12 protein-coding genes are annotated in these 13,345 nt (G+C 43.5%); 3 read left to right on the top strand and 9 right to left on the bottom strand.

Translation table 11 applies throughout. The features are described 5' to 3' along the window. Positions 1–20: 20 nt before the first annotated feature. From NKT06_RS04045 to NKT06_RS04015, 7 genes are all read right to left on the bottom strand, one after another. Positions 21–263 carry a 4Fe-4S binding protein gene (locus tag NKT06_RS04045; RefSeq protein ID WP_253430233.1) on the bottom strand — a complete coding sequence of 81 codons (243 nt, stop codon included), beginning with the start codon at positions 261–263 and terminating at the stop codon, positions 21–23. Beyond that, positions 251–991: a S24/S26 family peptidase gene (locus NKT06_RS04040; RefSeq protein WP_253430230.1), complete on the bottom strand. Its 741-nt coding sequence runs from the start codon at positions 989–991 to the stop codon at positions 251–253. The genes NKT06_RS04045 and NKT06_RS04040 overlap by 13 nt, the downstream gene beginning before the upstream one ends. Beyond that, a complete protein-coding gene (locus NKT06_RS04035) occupies positions 961–1,257 on the bottom strand; it encodes a PqqD family protein (protein WP_253430227.1) in 297 nt (98 codons plus the stop codon). The genes NKT06_RS04040 and NKT06_RS04035 overlap by 31 nt, the downstream gene beginning before the upstream one ends. Beyond that, positions 1,229–2,587: a radical SAM/SPASM domain-containing protein gene (locus NKT06_RS04030; protein ID WP_253430225.1), complete on the bottom strand. Its 1,359-nt coding sequence runs from the start codon at positions 2,585–2,587 to the stop codon at positions 1,229–1,231. Before NKT06_RS04030 ends, NKT06_RS04035 begins: the two co-directional genes overlap by 29 nt. 492 nt (positions 2,588–3,079) lie before the next feature. Further along, on the bottom strand, positions 3,080–4,156 hold the full coding sequence (locus NKT06_RS04025; protein ID WP_253430222.1) for a glycosyltransferase: 1,077 nt from the start codon (positions 4,154–4,156) through the stop codon (positions 3,080–3,082). A 300-nt stretch (positions 4,157–4,456) separates the two neighbouring features. Then, positions 4,457–5,617 carry a cobalamin-independent methionine synthase II family protein gene (locus NKT06_RS04020; RefSeq protein ID WP_253430219.1) on the bottom strand — a complete coding sequence of 387 codons (1,161 nt, stop codon included), beginning with the start codon at positions 5,615–5,617 and terminating at the stop codon, positions 4,457–4,459. 167 nt (positions 5,618–5,784) lie between these two features. Beyond that, the gene (locus NKT06_RS04015) at positions 5,785–6,354 is read right to left on the bottom strand and encodes an SF0329 family protein (RefSeq protein ID WP_253430216.1); all 570 of its coding nucleotides are present in this window, start codon (positions 6,352–6,354) and stop codon (positions 5,785–5,787) included. Positions 6,355–6,654: 300 nt separating this feature from the next. Between NKT06_RS04015 and NKT06_RS04010 the strand changes: the two genes are divergently transcribed. After that, complete coding sequence (locus tag NKT06_RS04010; RefSeq protein WP_253430213.1) at positions 6,655–7,710, top strand: ankyrin repeat domain-containing protein; 1,056 nt, start codon at positions 6,655–6,657, stop codon at positions 7,708–7,710. Between the two features lie 406 nt (positions 7,711–8,116). On the opposite strand, the gene NKT06_RS04005 is transcribed toward NKT06_RS04010, so the two are convergent. Continuing rightward, the gene (locus NKT06_RS04005; protein WP_253430209.1) at positions 8,117–9,109 is read right to left on the bottom strand and encodes a tRNA dihydrouridine synthase; all 993 of its coding nucleotides are present in this window, start codon (positions 9,107–9,109) and stop codon (positions 8,117–8,119) included. Positions 9,110–9,500: 391 nt separating this feature from the next. Here NKT06_RS04005 and NKT06_RS04000 point away from each other — a divergent pair, with 391 nt between their 5' ends. Further along, positions 9,501–9,707, top strand: a complete 207-nt coding sequence (locus NKT06_RS04000; protein ID WP_253430206.1) for a DUF2536 family protein — start codon at positions 9,501–9,503, stop codon at positions 9,705–9,707. Positions 9,708–9,968: 261 nt separating this feature from the next. Then, positions 9,969–10,850, top strand: a complete 882-nt coding sequence (locus tag NKT06_RS03995) for a GNAT family N-acetyltransferase (protein ID WP_253430188.1) — start codon at positions 9,969–9,971, stop codon at positions 10,848–10,850. A gap of 406 nt (positions 10,851–11,256) precedes the next feature. Here NKT06_RS03995 and NKT06_RS03990 read toward each other — a convergent pair whose 3' ends face one another. Beyond that, complete coding sequence (locus NKT06_RS03990) at positions 11,257–13,221, bottom strand: ABC1 kinase family protein (RefSeq protein ID WP_253430185.1); 1,965 nt, start codon at positions 13,219–13,221, stop codon at positions 11,257–11,259. Positions 13,222–13,345 lie beyond the last annotated feature (124 nt).

The raw sequence follows: 13,345 nt of genomic DNA, 5'->3' as shown, positions 1-13,345 counted from the left end.
CTGACACATGCAAGTTATGACTAAGTGAGAAAAAACAAACGGTTCTCCTCGATACTGTGTTTCCACTGCTTTGGCACTGCACTCTCAGGGAAAATTGCTGCCACAGGGCAGGCCAGATCGCAGAGGCCACAATCGGTACAGATGGATGGATTAATATAATATTGTTTGGCATCCGGAGAGGTCTGGATCGCTTCCTCGGGACAAGCCACAAGACATTTAGCCAGACGCTCATCTGCGCATGTGGCGGTGATTACCCATGACATAATGTTGTCCTCCTCATATGAAAACCTATAATCGCCGCTACACTTACTTCTGCATTCAAGTCATCCCAATACCTGACTGCCGTTCTTGCCACGAAACTCGCATCACTCAAACCAATGATGCCATTAGGTGCATCCGCTTCTCTGCCGACATCGTAGCCAACAAAAACGACCAACTTGTCTGCAGTATGCGGCAGATCAGACAGATGCTCTCTCGCACCGGCATGAATAGCAATAGATGTCCATCCCTTCTCCCGCAAGCTCATCAGGAGATTGACCGGATTTTCTTCGATGACAATATCCACAGCAAAAGCATGAGATAGAACTTCTCTGGTTGTTATATCAAGTGCATTAGGATGTACCACCACTTTTAATTGAGAGGATGGCAAGCGTGAATTCAGCGGATTTTGGTATGGCTGCTGATCTTCCGGGATATCGAGTTTACCCAAAACATCACATCGGTGTAAGGGAGTATCCGATATGTGATTGCGGTCACCTGCAGTAATCACATAATCATGCTCCAGACTAAGGATGCGATGAGCCAAAATTCGGTTCACCGGATCACGAACCAACACCACGTCACCTTCGTTTAATTCGCCCGGGGGATAGACAGAGATGCGCTGTCCGTGAACAAGCAAGGGATGCATACAGTTACCTTCGATCAATATGGAGATCGGCTTCCCGTGCTGCAATGCACGGATCAGGAAATCCTGTCTGCGGGTACCATGCATTCTTTCAGAACTCCTATTTTGGATAATGCCGTTACGAAATCCCGGATATCGTCTTCGACATGGTCATCATCACCGATATTGAATTTTTGCTTGGTATGCTGGCACATCTCATCAAGGGATTGTGGTGAATCCGCAAGCATGTTCCAAACGGCTTTACTAACATCATCCTCCAGGACGTATACTTCTCCAGAATCTGAAAGAATGAACACCCCTTCAATATTTTCATCGAAAAACACGTCATCGGCTATTTGAAACCACGGGTTCATTCGTTTTACCTCCTGTCAGTTTGAAATAAGCGACCATTTTTCTGCGAATTCCGCGCCGGATGCCTGAGCAATCTTGTGAGAAGGTTCCATCCGCATCGCCTGTTGCTCCCCAATGGAAAGCACGACAGCCGCCACCACAAGATTCACGGAATGTGCACTTCATGCACTCTGGCAACGTGTGAACCGTTCTGTTACGCGAACGCTCGAACACCTCGGAAGTCTCCCATATTTCCCTGAGCGATTTCTCTCGAATCGATCCGGCGTGAAACATCGGGGAGTGCATCAATTTGCAAGGGAACACATTGCCCTTGGCATCAATAGAAAACTCACTCGTACCATGGCCACAATGTCTTCTACGTTCATATTGCTTCACATTTAAGGCATGACAATCTTCATGGGCATCATCCATTTCAATATCCAGCATACGGTCGGATATACGGCGGCGTTCAGCAAAACTGAGCCCTTGCATACGTTCGTCCCCGCGACCCAAAGTCGCAAGAGGCACAATATTCAAGCGAATGGACCGTTCGGTGGCGAACTCCAGTAAAGGATCAATGGAATCCCGGTTGTGCTTAGTCACCGTTTGATTGATTTTCAGTTTGACTCCAGCTTCAAGGAGAAGGTCGATGGCCTTACGCGCCCGATCCCAGGTGTTTTTACCTCGGTTCGCTTCATGCTCCTCTTTGTCCAAAGAATCAAAACTGATCGTGAACAAATCAATCACCTTGGCAATTTCATTAACTTTTTCACGGCTGTTAATCAATGTTCCGTTACTGATGACGTTCACACGAAGTCCAACTTCCTTGCTATAAGTCATGAGCTCCATAATATCCTTGCGGATAAAAGCCTCCCCGCCTGTAAACACGATCGTACTGGTTCCCAGATCTTTGATCTGTCTGATCATATCCTTGGCTTCTTCGGTGTTCATATCTCCATTCATCGAACGCTCCGGGCTGCTATCCGCATAACAATAAATGCAACTTAGATTACATTTGTATGTCGTTACAAAATAGATGGCGGTAGGTGCAACTTTGCCCATTCCCTGCTTCTGCAACGTATCCAGAACGTTGTATTCTTCAGGTTTCTCCCCTTGATAAGCCACACGATACATCAGCATCTTTCGTGCGATCCGCTTCACATCTTGAGCGTTCACACCCGAATCCATTAATTCAGAAACGGTCTTGCCACCATATATCAATTCGGATGCAATCTCATATTCGCTTGGTGAATACACAACCCAACAGTTGAGTTGAACGTTATGTACGACATAGTTTCCGTCTTCGTAATACACCGCGACGTATGGAATATGCAATCGTTCGTCTATTTGCATGAACAAGCCTCCAGTGATTAAGATAAGAGGCCGGTAAACAGGCCTCTTCTTGCGTCCATGAAGAATAAATGATTAGCAGGATGATCCATAACCGCCGCCAACTGAAAATGCACAGCCACAGCCGCAGCTTGCTGCTTGAGCAATAGCCGCGGATTCCAATTTACGAAATGTCGGTTTTTTATAATTTTTCATACTCTCACCTCCTCTCATAAAACTGTAAGCGCTTGCAATTAGAGAACAAAAAAAGGTTTATAGAGGAAGTAGCAAGAGAAAATCTAGGTAGAAGAATATACTGAATGGAGACTTGTCCTGCACATTGCTTGTAATTTCAAGTCTAGTTGAGAAAAAAGGAGGAGCGTAGGAGGTAGTTCTAGGGAGTGTAATTCAAGGCGTTTCATACAGTGTATTTAATTGCATAAAATTGAATTTTTTTCTAGAATACTGCCATTTACTTCTTAAGTCAACTGTTTTTTTGAATACTTTGTGAACAATTCATTCGTGCTGTATTGCCCTTTTCATCGCGATATCCAATAACGCTTGTTCAAACTGCTCTGCTATGCTCTGGACGGCATATTTTCTCACTGATTCTCGGCATGCTTCCGGGGACGGAGAAGGTTGTCCACTGTCCATAATCCTGCCCAAAATAGACGTCAGTTGCTCCAAATCATTCGGTTCATAGAGCCAACCATTGCTGGAGTTCACGATCTCTCTCGGACCATATTTGCAATTACTGGAAACAACAGGAATGCCTCTGGAAAGTGCTTCAATCAGCACCAACCCAAATGGTTCTGTATCCGATGTCAGGAGTAAAGATGTCACGCAGGGCACTGTATCCCAGGGCTTTTGCTGCCATCCATGCCATATGATGCGCTCCTGTATTCCCAATTGATGAGACAATTCTAGTAACGGTTCGTATTCTTTCCCGTCTCCAATGATATGCAGCTCGAAATGATTCTTTTGCAGGGGGGATAACGCCTTTATGATGTGGTCTACATTCTTCACCTCGGCCAGTCTTCCAACATACAAGAATACAGGGTGAGATGGTCTCGTCACATACGTTACGTTATCGAATTTCACAGGATTATAGACCAACTTGTTTTGTTTTTCGGGAAAAACACATTGCAGATCCTTCAGATTTCCTTCACTGATCGCCAGATGTCCATCAGCAGCCCGTAAATCTTCGAAGAATCTATAATAAAAATCCAGATTGAAGTGCAACCAGCTTACTACGGGTACTTGCACATTTAACCGTTCAACCGCCATTGAAGCGGCTTTGACCCCAGTGGGTCCTGTGGATACGATAATATCCATTGGTAACAGATCTTTCATGACATTGGCCAAGGCAGCCGAGTAGATATTTAACAGAACATTCCGCGGGATAAGATCACTCATTTTTTGAGACAAAACTCTGGCATTGATACCCTCTTCCCAAGTGCTATCTTCCGATTTACCCTTTAAGATCACGATGACATTATGCCTCTGTTTGAGCTCATGATAGATTAACGAAAGAGCTGTTTCCATTCCACCTCGACCACTGAGCAAAATATCCACTACAAATATGATGTTCAATACCGGATGCCCCCTTGAGTTTTCAACGTTGTGACAAGGATGATCAGTCCCATTTACTAACAATTTCCACCATATCCTAGCACTTCTCCGCTTTAAAGTAAATAATTTCCTTTAAGACCTGTAAGCTCATCCTCAATGCTGTCTCAAACGCTCTTACTCTTCTTCTCCGAACCAATGCAAAGACGGCACAGAGTAGATTTTGTACCGTCTTTGTTGTCTCATCCAAAAAAAAGATGACTCGCAAGCCTATTAACGGCCCTACGAGTCATCCCTTTTAATTCAAAATGGTATGATTACAATTTAGTTGTTCCAGTATTGCTTGGCAATCTTCTGACCCTGATCGATCTTCGCCCATTGCTGCGCTTCGCTTAATTCGTTACCTCCATCGCAGGATGCAAAACCGCATTGATGAGACAGCAGCAGTCGATCCTTATCGATGATTTTGGATGCTTCGTCCAGCAAACGGACAACACGCGCTTCATCATCGAGTGTACTCGTTTTGGAGGAAAGCAATCCTAATACAATCTCCGTTTCCGGTCTATCCTTGAACACTTCCAGAGCTTCGATCGAACCCGCACGATCATCATCCCACTCCAGGAAGAAACGATCATATTTCAATTGCTTCAGGAACAGATTAGCGATTTTCACATACGATCCACCGCCCATGTTGCGGGAATCATAATTACCGCGGCAGTTATGTGTCCACATTTTCAAACCAAGGCTATGACCGAAGTCAATCACGGTATTGTTAATATCAATAAATTCAGAAGCGAGACCCTGTACTTCATCTTGATTAATATGCTCCCCTGTAAATGGAGAGTTCGGGTTGTCGTCTGCAAACAGTTCCCACAAGCAATCATCAAATTGCAGGATTTTGCCGCCTATTGCAGCGAATTCCTCCACGAATTCCTTATACGCAATCACAAGGCCCTCTTTGAGCTCCTGTTTGTTCTGATAAACGGAATCTGTACCGCCAATGTTATCCGACCAGGAAAGCTCACCGAAAATATGGGAAGGCGATGGTACACAAAGTTTCGTTTGCTGGTCACCCGCCGTGTCTTGCAGTTGTTTGAACAATTGAATGAAATGATGATTTTTTCCGCTTAATTTGTCAGTGATGCGCAGTCCAATATCTTTGCGTGTTTCATATTTCGATGTTCCGTCCACATCTCTGAAGAAATAGCCGTGATCCGCGATGTAACGCTTCACGCCACCAAATCCCCATACAAAGTCCAGATGCCACATCGATTTGGAAAATTCGCCATCGGTAACAACGGACAAGTTATGTTCGATTTCCTTAGCTACAACTTGTTTGATAGCCTCCGTCTCACACTTCTCATATCCTTCGTAGTTTTCATAGAACGGATATTGGATATCATCATTATGTTCAATTTGCGTTTTATATTTCAGCAGCTCATCCGGCCGCAATAAACTTCCTACGATCTGGAACTTATCAGTCATGTAAAAACCCCCTCGTTGTATACGATTATCATATCACGCCGAGAGCAGTTAGAAGGGATACTTAAAAACCATAACTGGTTATAGTTAAAAGCTATATCTAATTGTTAGGCAGATTTCAGTGAAACCGTCACAGCCACAGTGTACCTCTATCCATGTGTTATTAAATTTCACACCGTACGACGACGCAGTTCATAGAAATATTGCACCGCTGGATGCTTTAATTTGACCTGCTCAGATATGTACAGAATCCTCTTTTTGCCAACTCGTCTGTCCATTAAAGCCAGAATATTATACAAAATATCATTGCTCTCCAGATTATCTTCTATAGAAGTCGATAGATATGTGGTAGCTGCAACGGTAAAATTCGATTTACTGAGTGCAGCCTGTGCCGCCATAAGCGCTTTGGCATGTACGGAGATTTTTCTGCTCCTTGCCATGATTTGCAATCGATCCTCGGGAATATTGCCTTTGGACTCTTGCCGGATAGTTTCAATCTCGTCATCGCTCACTGGAATAAGAATGTTAGGATCGTTCTTGATCTCCTGTTCCGTCTGATACCAACGGATCGGCGTTGCAGTATCACTCATATTCAGGATGTTCTTTTGATCTACAGTAATGTAACAATTGCCTGATTTATCAGGGGCATAGCGATAGCTGGTTGCACGGTAACCCACTTTTCCAACTAACGCGGGACTAAGAAAACTCTCTAATTGTTGCTTCAGTTTACTCCAGGACATAGATCCTCCTATTATCAAAAGCCTACCGCACGAATTGCGGCGATCATTTTATATACTTTTCAATCCATCAACCCTATGGAAACTCATCTAAAATTATAACATAGCCAAACAAAGCAAGGTCCCCTATTCGATTTGAAAACAGGTTCAATTCCTCTGTTTGTTGTATCCGCTAATTAAATCTAGTAATTGGTCTTATATTCTCCCATATGATAAACTTGCAGAAAATATCTGCTTTCTATCCATCTATCATTGCCTATCATTACGACAATACGATGTCATTCACAAGGAGAGGTTTTTTTAATGACTAAGAAGAAAACAACATTACCTGCTCATATGGAAAAACTCGTTAAAGATAATGATATCGCTACCGTAAAAGAGGTTTTCGAACAATGCGAATGGGATGCCCGTGGGGGCTACAGCAAAGGTACGGCTCTCAGCTTTCGGCATATTTCGGATGAATTGGTTCGCTGGCTGGTAGAACAAGGGGCAGATATCAATGCACGTGACAAATATCAACGCACGCCTCTACATGCCCATGCCTCACACTGGTCTGGAAATGTACCCCTGTTCCTCGAATTAGGTGCGGATCTGGATGCTGTGGACTACCAAAATGAAACACCTTTACATGCAGCGGTCAGTGGTTATAGAACCCAAGTGGTTCAAGCGTTGGTAAACCAAGGCGCTACGATTAACGTAGAAAATAAACAGGGAAATACGCCATTAGCTAAGGGGTTAGTCAATTGCAGGAATAGCGATATAGTTAATCTGGCAGAGATTGCCGCAATTCTGCTGCATGCCGGAGCATCGCTCACCCCGGATATGAAAGAATCGGTGAAGCGGATCGGTAAGGATTTTGAATTCGTCCGTGAGAAGTTCAATAAGGACAAGGTCGATGAAGTTTCAGACGCGCTGATCAAACTGTACCAGTTATTTAATGTTGAGCCGATAGCGAATCGGATCATGCACGATGGGACCACCCCCATTCAGGTAAAGGCAGCCACCTGGCCCAAGCAACACCAAGAGCTGTGGGAATATCTTATCCCGGCCCAGGGACATGCGCAAACGGTGCAGGGAGAGGTTATTCGCATCACAGGGCGCGTGTCTCATGAAGTATTGGATAATGGCGGAGGAAACTGGGATGCAGAGTATCGCAAGATGCTAGATGCACTGATTCATCACCTGAACACTGGTGTTCCACTCGCCCCGGCACTTCTCCAAGAAGCATCAGACTTGGTCAACAGGCTTCGCAATGGATACGATTTTGATGCGCCTGCCAGATTATCCGAGTTGGCGGTATTATGGGTATTAGCGAATCCTCAGCCGATCGCCATGGCCCAACCGGAGTACACGCGTTAATGTTCCAAGGATAGACGACTGTGAAATTCTTGAATCATGTTAGTGGACAGATTGTAATGAAGTTTTTACGGGTAAAGTATTAAGGCTAAAATAGAATTACAAGAACAGCTAAAAAAGAAGCGGAGTTGTTCCCGCTTCTTTTTTAGCTGTTGTTTTCTTATAATCGTCATTACATCATAACTACTAATCTTTCCTGACTAAGTGCGAGTAATACTCGGCATGACTTGAGAGCCTACCGTGGATGAAGTTGCTAATATATCGGGATACCCTCATTATTTTCAACTTCGGAAGCACTTCGACATAACGTAACTCTTCAATCTCTGTTAGTTTGTTGACCAGAGTATAACGCTTGCCCACACCAAAACTAACTTTACGCATCGTCCGTTCTTTCTCCGAACTCGGAAACTTAAATCCCACGTTCCTCCGCCTCATCTTGATCCTTAATTCCAAATTCATGAAGCAGCGTACGAACTTCACCTGTTGACTTGGCGTTCATTAAGCTATTTCTGAGCTCACTTGCCCCTCGAAATCCGCGGACATAGACTTTAAAGAAACGGGCAAGCGCACTGAACGAACGTTGCACCTGTCCTGAATATTGATCATGAAGATCCAAATGCAGCCGCAACAGATCAAGCAATTCCTCACTGCTGTGTTCCTTCGGCTCCTTCTCAAACGCAAACGGATTCTGGAAAATACCCCGTCCAATCATAATGCCGTCCACACCATATTGCTCCACAAGTTTGAGTCCTGTCTCACGGTCCGGGATATCCCCGTTAATGGTCAGCAGTGTATTCGGCGCGATCTCATCTCGCAGTTTTTTGATCTCCGGAATCAGTTCCCAGTGAGCGTCTACCTTGCTCATTTCTTCTCTCGTCCGCAAGTGAATGGACAGATTAACAATGTCCTGTTGCAAAATATGAGTTAACCAGTCGCGCCATTCGACGACCTCAGTAAATCCAAGACGCGTTTTTACACTGACCGGCAGCCCCCCGGCTTTCGCCGCCTGAATAATCTCCGCCGCAAGGGCTGGCCGGCAGATCAAGCCGCTTCCTTTTCCATTCTCCGCAACATTCGCTACAGGACAGCCCATATTAATATCGATACCTTTAAAGCCTTCCTTTGCCATACCGATACTCATCTCACGAAAGAATTCCGGTTTATCTCCCCAGATATGAGCCACAATCGGCTGTTCATCCGCTGTAAACGTCAAACGCCCACGCACACTCTTGTGCCCCTCCGGGTGACAATAACTCTCCGTGTTCGCAAATTCCGTAAAAAATACATCTGGTCGCCCTGCTTCACTCACCACATGACGAAACACAACATCCGTCACATCCTCCATCGGTGCCAATATAAAAAATGGTCGTGGCAATTCACGCCAAAAGTTTTCCTTTGTCATCTCAAAAGCTCCTCTATACATACCAGGACAGTCTATGTCCTCATTAATAATAAAAATAGTAAAACTCGTAACTCTTGAATCTGCTTGCCTATCGTTTACATTATAATTAACATTAACAGTTTTCGTTGCAATTCATATTATGGTTTCCTTGCTTCTTCACTTATACCATGCAAATGAACTTCCTTCAAACATCAGTATCTGTTAGCACTTCCATTAGACCTTCAGATTATTGAAAGTTCGATGATCTCGAAATTGTCCTTTCCCGATTTTATCACGTCTTTATTAGATTTTCAGCCCGATTACTCTTGCCGAACTGGAAAAGCTCCTCTAAAATGAAGCTCGGCAGGCTTTTAACCTGCAAATTATAATTTGGAGGGGGCCTGAATCAAATATGGAAATTTCACTGGATATGATCAAAGACAAAGTCGAATGCTTGCAGGCTTATGACTTCCGTGAACTGGAACGAGCCATCGAAGAACGAATCGGAATGAACAAAGCATTAATGCTGCGGGTGAAGCAAGTTCAACATCAAGTGACGTACCACCCAATTCTCAACAAGATGTTATATAGTGCAGTCGTGCATTTTGCCGTAGAGTAATGGACCAAGATTTTGAATAGTGAAAAACAGTTCACTGACGCAATTGTATTTAAACTTATCCTATGTAGCATGCAAAAAAGAAGACGCGAATTCGCTCGCGTCTCTTTTCATACCAAACTCCACTTTCTCTTGTTACAACTCCTGCTTAACCAACAACAACTTATAAGCAGAATTGTCACCTGTAATCATATTTTACATAGTTAAATACGGGATCGTACCACTATACAAAAAGTCACTTTTGAGAATTAAGGGGAGAATACCATGCAAGAATTAATATTTATGAAGAATTATAAAAACAATGAAGTACTACGCAACAGTTTTTTCGAGCTTGCTGTCAACACGTTTGAGATCAACTTTGAAGATTGGTATCAACAAGGATACTGGGGCGAGGGTTACATCCCTTATTCATATGTCGATGGGGACCAGGTGATTGCCAACGTTTCTATTAACATCCTTGAGCTCATCATTCACGGTGAGAAGAAAAAAGCGATTCAAATCGGCACGGTGATGACACATCCTGATTATCGGGGGAAAGGACTCTCTACACGTTTAATGAATAAAGTTTTAGAGGAATACGAGAACAAGTATGATTACATGTACCTTTTCGCCAATGAATCGGTGCTTGATTTTTACCCCAAGTTTGGGTTTAAGCCTGTGGAAGAACATCTTTTTTCAATGAATTATACGGCAAAAAAATCACTCAAACCTGCTAAGCTTCGGAAACTCGATATTACTAACGCGGATGATTTACATCTTATTCAAAAATTCGCATCGGAAAGATTGCCCGTTTCTCGGCATTTCGCAACCGCCCAGACTCAAGGCATACTCCTGTTTTACTGCCTGAATGTGTTCAGTAACGATATTTATCACTTGGAAGATGAAAGCGCCATCGTGATCTATCAAAAAGAAGAAAATCGTATTGAGCTCTTCGACGTTGTTAGCTTAAACGATATAAATATGAAATATATCTTGGATAAGATTGCAGATGAGGATACGGAGACAATAACCTTTCATTTCACACCAGATGCAACAGAACATCTCGTTTTAAAAAGTACCCTTACCAATGACGGCTTATTTGTAAGAACTCCTGGTGATCATCTCTACCCTGTACAAGTTAAACATCCCATTACTTCGATCGCTTAATGACTTATTTAATCATGCCTCGCTCGGTTCGGGAGTTCCAGATGAACTCGGATTAACGCGCGGCCGTCAATCTCGTAATCGGGCATCAGTGTCATTACTGTTTACGAGGTCGTCCTCCGGCCGCAACACGAATTCCTGTTTTGTTCACCAAGCAACATAATATGAAAGCCTCCGAGGCACTGCACAAGCGGAATGGAGCCTTCTGTAGGCTCCGATTGATTGACGGTTGCCTGCTTATGTTTAGCGATACGTGTCAGTGTACTCTGCAATCGACCATTCGTTTAAAACTTTAGCAGATAATCCGTCGATTCGATCTCGAATTACGTATACTGGCACAGTGCGACCTACCCTTAAAAAAAGTAAATGATTGTTTCTCCATACCTGATCTGACTGATCTATCTTTACACTACATCTTAGGCTTCAAATGTTTAATTACAGATACGCTCAAAATGGTCATCCCTACACCAAAGCCTGATATGGATAATGGACCAAGTAGAAATCGCATGATTTCGCTCTGTACTACAAAGCTTGCGAGCATAACAACCATACAGATCACCGTGAAAATCCCCACCGTTAACGTGCCTATAACATCATTCAATGAATGATTTTGCTCACGAGCAATCGTAATTTTATTTTCCTTCAGAATAGGCAGTTCCAATAATCTAGGAAGGTAGTCCGTAATCTGGTCCTTGACCTTGCTTATGCGCTCCTTAACCATCTGCCCTTTATCCATATGGCTGGCGTAGGACTGGCTTGCTGCGGATAAAGAATAGGTATCATCTACAGATGACAACGTACCATCCAGCGTAATGATTGCCCTAAACGCACCAGCAATGGTCGGTTTTAAGGACATCCCCATATCCGTGATCAGGGTCATCATACGTTTCATCATGACACTTGTCGGGTCTGGCGAGAAAGATGCTTCTGCTAACAAACGATTAAGGCGTTGTTCAATCAGCTTATGATCCAGTAAATCTCCTTCCTCACAGACTCGCGTTAAGCCAAGGGCCATCTCTTTCGTATCTTTAGTGCTGTAACCCATCAGGAAACTTAGCATGCCTTCTCGTTCCTCATCCGTTAGATATCCCACTGAACCAAAGTCGATCAAAGCAACTTCTCCATCAGAAGTAAGCATGATGTTGCCAGGATGGGGGTCCGCATGAAAGATACCAATCATCAGAATTTGATCCAAAAATGCGTGCATCACCCTCACCGAAACGTCGTTTGTCACCGCTTTTGTGAAGCTGGTTCCTTCGATATATTCCATGGTGAGCACCTGTTTCGTTGAGAACTCGGCGTAGATTTTAGGAACACGGATCTGAATATCATGTTCCTGGAAGGCTTTTCGTAACAGATTCGTATTTAAGGCCTCGATATCAAAATCGGTTTCTTCAAGCAAATTCTGTTTGAATCCTTCGGCCAAATGGATTAACCCAAGCCTCTTGATTTTGATAGAGCGTTCGGACAGCCATGTGACAAACTGGATCAAAATATCCAAATCCACTGTCATCTTCTGCTTCACGTCAGGTCTTAGAATTTTAACAACAACCTTCTCGCCCGTTAACTTTAGCTTTGCCAGATGAACCTGTCCGATCGAAGCCGCAGCAATCGGCTCCATCCCAAAGGATTCATAGGTTTCATCCATATTTCCGATTCTAGTGTCAATGATTGTTTTCAGTTCATCTTGGCTCAGCGGTTTAACCTGATCATGCAGACTGGAGAACGCTTGAATATAGTTGGCAGGCAGCATGTCTTTTTTGGTCGATAACACTTGAGCAAACTTAACAAACACGCCGCCCATGTTATCCAAAACCTCAGCAATCGCAAAGGGCAATTTGGCATGATCCTGCTGAATCAAATGAGCCAAACCTTTACGTGAGATAATCCAGAACAAACGCATCATCCGTCTGAAAGCAAGAACCTTATTCCAGATATAGAGGAACGGATTGGTGGCTTGCAACATTTTAAAATTGAACAAGCTGAGGAGCATGTAGATATAACAGGCAATAAATACAACTAATAAAGGGTAGTACATAAACATAACTCTAAGAATCTCGGCATCCGGTGGAGCTGCGGTTTGATTGAAGTATGTAAACGAGAGCACCAGTGTTACTATGGACGTACTGAATAATACCGCCAAGATTAGCCTAAGCTGATTGCTTTTTAAAGTGCTGATATTTCCGATTATAAAATAAACCAAAAACGATGCCACTAAAATACCGCTTAGGTAAAATTGCTCCAGAGCCTGAAGCAGCGTACTCACTACCAGCGAACTGACTAACGAGATTAGAACTTTATGTTTTCTATTGAAGAACGAAGTCAGCAACATGAATACAGCGAAGCACACGAGCAATGTAATAAAAAAGAACATCTTACATCCCACCTGTTATGTAATGGTATCGTTTGATTTTCCTCTCCTCAATATAACATACTCATCCTCGCGTTCAATAAACATAAATAAACCGTCCCGGTAAAGGCTGCGGCTCGCTTGATGA

Source organism: Paenibacillus sp. 1781tsa1 (genome assembly GCF_024159265.1).
Classification (GTDB): domain Bacteria; phylum Bacillota; class Bacilli; order Paenibacillales; family Paenibacillaceae; genus Paenibacillus.
This window is presented reverse-complemented; position numbering and strand designations above follow the sequence as displayed.

Bases quoted from the DNA above. Each gene is read 5' to 3' on its own strand.
- NKT06_RS03995 (WP_253430188.1), top strand. From the start codon at position 9,969: ATGCAAGAATTAATATTTATGAAGAATTATAAAAACAATGAAGTACTA.
- NKT06_RS04000 (WP_253430206.1), top strand. From the start codon at position 9,501: ATGGAAATTTCACTGGATATGATCAAAGACAAAGTCGAATGCTTGCAG.
- NKT06_RS04035 (WP_253430227.1), bottom strand. From the start codon at position 1,257: ATGAACCCGTGGTTTCAAATAGCCGATGACGTGTTTTTCGATGAAAAT.
- NKT06_RS04040 (WP_253430230.1), bottom strand. From the start codon at position 991: ATGCATGGTACCCGCAGACAGGATTTCCTGATCCGTGCATTGCAGCAC.
- NKT06_RS04045 (WP_253430233.1), bottom strand. From the start codon at position 263: ATGTCATGGGTAATCACCGCCACATGCGCAGATGAGCGTCTGGCTAAA.
- NKT06_RS04015 (WP_253430216.1), bottom strand. From the start codon at position 6,354: ATGTCCTGGAGTAAACTGAAGCAACAATTAGAGAGTTTTCTTAGTCCC.
- NKT06_RS04010 (WP_253430213.1), top strand. From the start codon at position 6,655: ATGACTAAGAAGAAAACAACATTACCTGCTCATATGGAAAAACTCGTT.
- NKT06_RS04030 (WP_253430225.1), bottom strand. From the start codon at position 2,587: ATGCAAATAGACGAACGATTGCATATTCCATACGTCGCGGTGTATTAC.
- NKT06_RS04005 (WP_253430209.1), bottom strand. From the start codon at position 9,109: ATGACAAAGGAAAACTTTTGGCGTGAATTGCCACGACCATTTTTTATA.
- NKT06_RS03990 (WP_253430185.1), bottom strand. From the start codon at position 13,221: ATGTTCTTTTTTATTACATTGCTCGTGTGCTTCGCTGTATTCATGTTG.
- NKT06_RS04020 (WP_253430219.1), bottom strand. From the start codon at position 5,617: ATGACTGATAAGTTCCAGATCGTAGGAAGTTTATTGCGGCCGGATGAG.